This window comes from Caulobacter sp., assembly GCF_035254145.1.
Classification (GTDB): domain Bacteria; phylum Pseudomonadota; class Alphaproteobacteria; order Caulobacterales; family Caulobacteraceae; genus Caulobacter.
Map to the genome: position 1 here is coordinate 1 of NZ_DATFAV010000069.1, position 7,472 is coordinate 7,472.

Genomic DNA, 7,472 nt, shown 5'->3' on the forward strand with positions numbered 1-7,472 from the left:
GACCGAGGTGCTGGTCGCCGCCGGCTCGACCGGCACCGCCCCGGCCACCGCCGACCTGCTGCGCGTCATCGCCGCCGCGCCCAAGGGCGCCGTGGTCCTGCCCGGCCTCGACGAGGATCTCGCCGACACCGCCTGGACCCAGATCGAGGGCTCCCAGGGCGAGCAGCATCCGCAGGGCGCGATGAAGCGCCTGCTGGACCGCGCCGGGGTCGCCCGCGCCGACGTCCGCGCCTGGGTCGCCGACGTCGACAGCCGGGGCCGCTGGCGGCGGCGGATCGTCAACGAGGCCCTGCGCCCGGCCGAGGCCACCGCCGACTGGCTGGCCCAGATCGCCGCCCTGCGCGCCGAGGCCCCGAACCTGGACCCGATCGCCGAGGGGCTGATGGGCTTTTCCGTCATCGCCGCCCGCGCCGAAGAGGAAGCCGCCTGCGCCTGCGCCCTGCTCCTGCGCGAGGCGCTGGAGGATCCCGAGCGCACCGCCGCCCTGGTCACCCCGGACCAGACCCTGGCCCGCCGGGTGATGACTCGCCTGCAGCGGTGGGGCGTGATCCCCGACAGCTCGGCCGGCGCGCCGCTGGCCGCCGCCGGCTCGGCCATCCTAGCGCTGCATCTGGCCCGGCTGGTCGAGGCGCCGCTGGATCCGGTCCGCCTGCTAGCCGTCGCCAAGCATCCTCTGGTCCTGAACGAGGACGAGGCGCCCGCGGCCGCGCTCTTGGAGCGCAAGGGCCTGCGCGGCGCGGCGCCCGGCTCGGCCGAGGGGCTGCGCGCCCGGCTGGAGGACACCCCCAACGCGCTGGCCCTGGCCGAACGCGTTCTGACCGCGATCGATCACGCCGCCGCGCCCTACGCCGAAGGCTTCGCCCGCCCTTGCCACGCGGCCAAGGCCCTGGTCGAGGCGCTGGAAGGCCTGATCGCGCCGCATCGCCTTTGGGCCGGCGGGGCGGGCGAGTGCCTGGGCGCTCTGATGGCGGCCCTGATCCAGGACGGCGAGCCCCTGCCCGACGCTTCGCCCCAGGCCTTCGCCGACATTCTCGACCGGCTGGTCAACGAGGAAACCGTCCGCGTCGGCGGCGCCACTCATCCACGCCTGCGCATCCTGGGCGCCATCGAGGCCCGTCTGGTCCGCGCCGACCGCCTGGTGCTGGCGGGCCTGGAGGAAGGCGTCTGGCCGCAGGGCGCGCCGATCGACCCGTTCCTGTCGCGGCCCATGCGATCGCGCCTGGGCCTGCCTCCGCCCGAGCGCCGCGTGGGTCTTACCGCCCATGACTTCGCCCAGGCCGCCAGCGCGCCGGACGTGGTGCTGGTCCACTGCGAGCGACGCGGCGGCGCGCCGGCCGTCGAGTCGCGCTGGCTGTGGCGGCTGAAGACCCTGGCCGCCGGCGCGGGCCTTTCCCTGCCGCGCCGCGACGACGTGCTGGACTGGGTCCGCGCCCTCGACGCTCCCGGTCCGTACGCCCCGATCGGCCGTCCGGCCCCCGTCCCACCGGTCGAGGACCGCCCCCGCAGGATGGCCGTCACCCGCGTCGAGGCCTTGACCCGCGACCCCTACGCCGTCTGGGCGCGCGACATCCTCAAGCTCTATCCGCTGGAGCGCCCCGACGAGCCGGTCGAGGCCCGGGCGCGCGGCACCGCCATTCACACGGCGTTCGAACAGTTCGCCGAGACCTTCCCCGACGCCGTCCCCGCCGACGCGGCCGCCATGTTCGAGCGGTTCTACATCGAGGCCCTGGTCGCCGCGGGCATGCCGCCGACCGCCCTGGCCCGCGAGAAGGCCCTGGCCCGCGAGGCCGCCCTGTGGGTCGCCGAGTGGGAGCGCCATCGCCGCGCGAGCGCGCGCAAGGTGGTGGTCGAGGCGACGGGCGAGCTGGCGCTGTCGATCAACGGCCGCCCCTTCACCCTGACCGCCAAGGCCGATCGCATCGAGCCGACGCCGGACGGGACGGCCCACATCCTCGACTACAAGACCGGCGCCGCGCCCTCGCAGAAGCAGGTCGACACCGGCTTCTCACCGCAGCTGACCCTGACGGCGGCGATCCTGATGCACGGCGGCTTCCCCGACCTGGGCGCCCTCGCCCCCGGCGACCTGACCTATGTCCGGGTCACCGGGCGTAGACCGGCCGGCGAGGAACAGGTCCGCGCCTTGGCCGGCGAAGAGGCCAGCGCCGCCGCGACCAAGGCCCTGGAAGGCCTCTCGACCCTGATCGCCCGCTACGACGACCCGTCCGAACCTTACCGCTCGCGGGTCGCCCCGCAGTTCGTCAAGGAGCACCCCGGCGACTACGCCCACCTGGCGCGGGTGTTCGAGTGGTCCACCAGCGGCGACGACGGAGAGGGCGAATGATCGCGCTCGCCCAAATCCTCCCCCCAGCGGGGGAGGTGTCGGCGCAGCCGACGGAGGGGAAAGCGCGATCGGCGGGACTCTTCCCCCCTCCGGTCCTTCGGACCGCCTCTCCCAGAGGGGGAGGATTGTGATGCACGACCCCCAGCGCATCGCCGCTGATCCTACGATCTCGGCCTTCGTCACCGCCAACGCCGGCTCGGGCAAGACCAAGACCCTGATCGACCGGGTCGCGCGCCTGCTGCTGGCCAAGGTCCAGCCCGAAGCGATCCTTTGCGTGACCTACACCAAGGCCGCCGCCGCCGAGATGCAGCGCCGGCTGTTCGAGCGCCTGGGCAAGTGGTCGGTGACCAGCGACGCGGACCTGCGCGCCGAACTGGCCAGACTGGTCGGCGAACCGGACACCATCTACGACGCCCGCCGCCTCTCGGAAGCCCGCGCCCTGTTCGCCCAGGCGCTGGAGACTCCCGGCGGCCTGAAGATCCAGACCATCCACGCCTTCTGCGAGAAGCTGCTGCGGCGTTTCCCGCTGGAGGCCGGCGTCTCGCCCGGCTTTACGGTGATGGACGACCAGGCCGGCGCGGCCATCGCCCGCGCCGCGCGCCGGGCCACGGCCGCGTGGGTCGACAGCCACGACGACGCCTTCGCCCAGGCCTACGCCCGGTTCTCGGTGGCGCTGGACTTCCAGAGCTTCGAAAACATGTTCGCCGGTTTCGAGACCCGGCGCGGCCAGATCATGGCCTATGTCGCCCGCTGCGGCGGCCTGTCGGAGGCGATCGCCGACGCCTGGCGCCGTTGCGGCTTCGACGAGCCGGCCTCGGCCGCCGATCTCGCGGCCAAGGCCATGGCGCGGCTGGACCTCGGCGCCTGGCGGGCGGCCGCGACCTTGCTCTTCGACGGCGGCGGCAAGCAGGACGCCAAATATGCAGAAGCCCTCGCCGCCGTGGCTCGCGATCCGGACGCAACGCTCGACCTGGCCTTGCGCGCCCTGTTCACCGAGGGCGGCGAAGGGACGCCGGCGACCTGGCCGGCCAAGACCTCGGGCCTGAAAAGCCGCGAGGATCTGCGCGACGCCCTGCTGCTGGAGCAGGCCAAGCTGGAGGCCGCCCGCGAGCGGATCCGCGCCGCCAGGGTGGCCGACGACACCGAGGGCGCCCTGCGGCTGGCGGTGCTCTACGTCACCTCCCACCAGATCGAGAAGGACGCGCGCGGGGCGCTCGACTTCACCGACCTGATCGACAAGACCAAGGTGCTGCTGACCGAGAAGGTCGAGGCCGCCTGGGTGCTCTACAAGTTGGACGGCGGCGTCGACCACATCCTGCTGGACGAGGCCCAGGACACCGCCCCCGAGCAGTGGGAGATCCTGCGCGCCCTGACCGCCGACTTCTTCTCAGGCGAAACGTCGGAGGGCTGGAGCGGTCGCCGCGCCGAACGGACGCTGTTCATCGTCGGCGACGAGAAGCAGTCGATCTATTCGTTCCAGGGCGCCGATCCCCAGCGCCTGCTGATCGAAACCCAGGGCTACATCGCTCGCATCGAGGCTGTCGGCGCTGTGGGCAAGGGCGTTCCGCTGACGGTTTCGTACCGCTCGACGCACGAAGTGCTGAGCTTCGTCGACGCCCTGTTCTCGGATCCCGAGACACGCGAGGGCGTGCCGCCGCCGGTCGGCCACGACCTTGTCCGCCACGAGCTGTTCCGCCACGGTCATCCGGGCTGCGTCGACCTGTGGCCCCTGACCCGCGAACCGCCGGGCGAGGAGCGCGAGGCCTGGGAGGCGCCGGTCGACGCGGAAGGCGAACGCAGCGCCAACCGCAGGCTGGCCGAGGCCATCGCCGCCGAGACCGCCGCCATCCTGTCGCGCGGCGACGCGGTGTTCGACAAGGAGCTGGGCCGCCATCGCGCCGCCCACGCCGGCGACATTCTCGTCCTGGTCCGCCGCCGCAAGGTGCTGTTCGAGGAGATCCTGCGGGCCTTGAAGCGGCGCGGCGTGCCGGTGGCCGGGGCCGACCGGCTGTCACTGTCCAGCCACATCGCCTTCGAGGATCTGCTGGGCCTGGGACGGTTCATCCTGTTCCCGGACGATGACCTGACCCTGGCGGCCCTCTTGAAGACGCCGTTCTGTTCGCTGACCGACGAAGACGTCTACGCCCTCGCCAAAGGCCGCCGCGCCACGCTGTGGGCCGAGCTGCGCCGCCGGGCCGAGGAGCGCCCCGACTGGGCGGCCGCCAGGGCGGTGCTGGACTGGGCGATCACCGAGGGCCGCCAACGACAGCCGTTCGAGTTCTTCGCCAGCTGGCTGGGGCTGACGGACGCGGGCGGGCGCTCGCACCGCGCCAAGGTGCTGACCCGCCTGGGCCCCGAGGCCGAAGAGGCGCTGGACGAGTTCCTGGCCCAGGTGATGGAGGCCGAGCGGCGCGGGGTGCGCGACCTCGAAGCCCTGGTCGCCGACTTCGCCGCGCTCGACATCATCGTCAAGCGCGAGATGGAAGGCGCGCGCCGCGAGGTGCGGGTGATGACCGCCCACGGCTCCAAGGGGCTGGAGGCGCCGATCGTCTTCCTGCCCGAAACCACGGTCAAGCGCGGAGCCGGCGGTTCACCGCTGCTGGTCACCGAAGACGGCGGGCTCTTGTGGTGCGCCAGCGGCAAGGGCGACTGCGACGCCTCGGCCAAGGCCCGCAAGCTGCGCGAGGACAAGGAGAGCCAGGAGGCGCTTCGCCTGCTCTATGTGGCCCTGACCCGGGCGCGGGACCGGCTGATCCTGTGCGGCCGCATCGACGCGCGCACCAAGGACGACAAGGTCGGCGGCTGGTACGCGGCCGTCCGCGCCGCCTTCGCCCATGCCGAAATCGCCCCGCACGTGCGGACGATCGGTGAGGACGAGGCCGCCTTCCTGCGTTACGGCCCCGACCCGGCCCCCGCGCCGGGCGTCGAGGCGGAGATCCGCGTCCCCGCCGCCGCGCCGAGTTGGATGATCCAGGCCGCGCCGCCGGAGCCCGCCGCCGCCCGCTACGCCGCCCCGTCGCGGATCGAGGACAACGCCCGCGTTCCCGCCCCCTCGCCGCTGGCCCGCGTCGCGGGCCTGGGCCGCTATCGCCGGGGGGAGCTGGTCCACAAGCTGCTGCAGATCCTGCCCGACCTCCTGCCGGACCAGCGTCCCAACGCCGCCCGCCGGCTAATGGCGGCCGAGCGCGACCTGACCGACGACCAGCGCCAGGAGATGGTCGCCGCCGCGTTCGGGGTGCTGGACGACGCCCGCTTCGCCGCCGTGTTCGGTCCGGGCTCGCGGGCCGAAGTCGCCCTGGCCGGAACCAGCGCCCACCTGCCGCGCGGCCTCGCGGTCTCGGGCCGGGTGGACCGGCTGGTGGTGGACGAGGCTCGCGTCCTGGTCGTCGACTACAAGACCAACCGCCCCTCGCCCGACCGCATCGAGGACGCCGATCCTGCCTATCTGGCCCAGATGGCCGTCTATGTCGCGGTGCTGCGGGAAGTGTTCCCCGGGCGCGCGATCGAGGCCGCCCTGGTCTGGACGGACGGCCCCAAACTGATGCCGGTTCCAGAAAAGGTGATGGCCGGCGCCCTGGCCCGCCTGACCTAAGCCCGTTGCCGGAGGCGCGTCGTCCTCCTACATCTTTGTGCAAGCGCCCGGACCGAATCTGGGCATTTTCGGATTTTCCGCGTCCTCCGCGCCGGACACCGCCGCGCGACGCCAGACTGGAGCAAGCCATGAGCACCGTTGCGGTGACCGACGCCACCTTCGAAGCCGACGTCCTGAAGTCGGGCAAGCCCGTGCTGGTCGACTTCTGGGCCGAATGGTGCGGCCCCTGTAAGCAGATCGCCCCGGCGCTGGAGCAGATCTCCGAAGAGTTGGCCGACGTCGTCACCGTCGCCAAGGTCAATATCGAGGACAGCCCGACGACCCCGTCGCGCTACGGCGTCCGCGGCATCCCGACCATGATGCTGTTCCGCGACGGCCAGATGACCTCGATGAAGGTCGGCGCCATGCCCAAGCAGAAGATCCTGGAATGGCTGAACGAAGCCGGCGTCCAGCCGGCCTAAAGCGGCTTTCCGGATTGAATTGAAGACGCCCGCTCCGGTTCGGCCGGAGCGGGCGTTTTTCGTCGCCCCTACTTCTTGGGCGTCACGATGAACGGCGAGACCGAGACCGGCGGGGCCTTCTTCTCGGCCTTCGGTTTGCGGATTTCCTTGTTCGACTTCTTCTGACCCTTGGCCATCGGCGGTTCCTGCCAGGGCGGGCGCGCACGCCGAGGATGTCCGGCGGGCCGTGCCGCCCTATCGGCGTTCGTCAGCCTTACGCGTTTAGGTCGGCCAAGTCTCGGGACTCATCGCCAGCACTTCGCCCGCCAGATAGAGCGAGCCGCAGATCAGGACGTGGGGCGTCGGCTCCAGCTGCAGCGCGCGATCGAGGGCGTCCTCGAGGCTGTCGCAGGCCGCGGCGCGCAGGCCGGCCAACTCGGCCGAGGCGGCGGTCTCGGCGGCGCTGGCGGCGGCATGGCCCTCGAAGGTCACGGTGAAGACCTTGGCCGCCACGCCCCGGAACGGGCCAAAGAAGCCGGGCGCGTCCTTGTTGGCCAGCAGGCCCGAGATCAGCGCCACCGGCCGGCCGTCGCGGGCGGCGAGGTCAGCGACGGCGCGAGACACCGCCCGGCCGGCGTGCGGATTGTGGCCACCGTCCAACCAGAGGTCGGCGCCGGCCGCCTTGGCGCGGTCCGCCAGCGGCCCGGCGGTCAGGCGCTGGAAGCGGGCGGGCCAGACGGCGCCGGCGATCCCCCGTCCCATGGCCGCCTCGTCGATGCGCGGATCGCCCAGCGCCAGCAAGGCGGCGACGGCGAGACCGGCGTTGGCGAACTGGTGCTCGCCGGGCAGGGACGGCGCAGGCAGGTCCAGCAGGCGGTCCTGCATCTGGACCAGCAGCCGGCCGCGCTCGCTCCAGGCGTCGAAGTCGCGGCCCATCAGGGTCAACTCGACCCCGGCTAGGGCGGCGGCCGTGTCGATCACGTCCTCGGCCTCGGGATCCTGGCGGGCCGAGACGACCGGGGCGTCCGGCTTGATGATCCCCGCCTTCTCGACAGCGATCTTGGCGATGGTGTCGCCGAGGAACTCGCGATGATCGATG

At 72.6% G+C, this 7,472-nt stretch carries 5 protein-coding genes; 3 read left to right on the forward strand and 2 right to left on the reverse strand.

Translation table 11 applies throughout. The annotated features are described in order from the left end of the window. The 3 genes from addB to trxA all read left to right on the forward strand — a co-directional run. The coding region (gene addB, locus VJ655_RS03810; RefSeq protein WP_324098442.1) for a double-strand break repair protein AddB at positions 1–2,341 on the forward strand (2,341 nt) is incomplete at its 5' end. Positions 2,342–2,471: 130 nt separating this feature from the next. After that, complete coding sequence (gene addA, locus VJ655_RS03815) at positions 2,472–5,933, forward strand: double-strand break repair helicase AddA (protein WP_324098446.1); 3,462 nt, start codon at positions 2,472–2,474, stop codon at positions 5,931–5,933. 128 nt (positions 5,934–6,061) lie between these two features. Continuing rightward, positions 6,062–6,394, forward strand: a complete 333-nt coding sequence (gene trxA, locus VJ655_RS03820; protein ID WP_324098454.1) for a thioredoxin — start codon at positions 6,062–6,064, stop codon at positions 6,392–6,394. Between the two features lie 68 nt (positions 6,395–6,462). On the opposite strand, the gene VJ655_RS03825 is transcribed toward trxA, so the two are convergent. Continuing rightward, the gene (locus tag VJ655_RS03825; RefSeq protein ID WP_004617960.1) at positions 6,463–6,570 is read right to left on the reverse strand and encodes a hypothetical protein; all 108 of its coding nucleotides are present in this window, start codon (positions 6,568–6,570) and stop codon (positions 6,463–6,465) included. 85 nt (positions 6,571–6,655) lie between these two features. Next, a partial coding sequence (locus VJ655_RS03830) for a glutamate ligase domain-containing protein (protein ID WP_414646932.1) occupies positions 6,656–7,472 on the reverse strand: 817 nt, incomplete at its 5' end.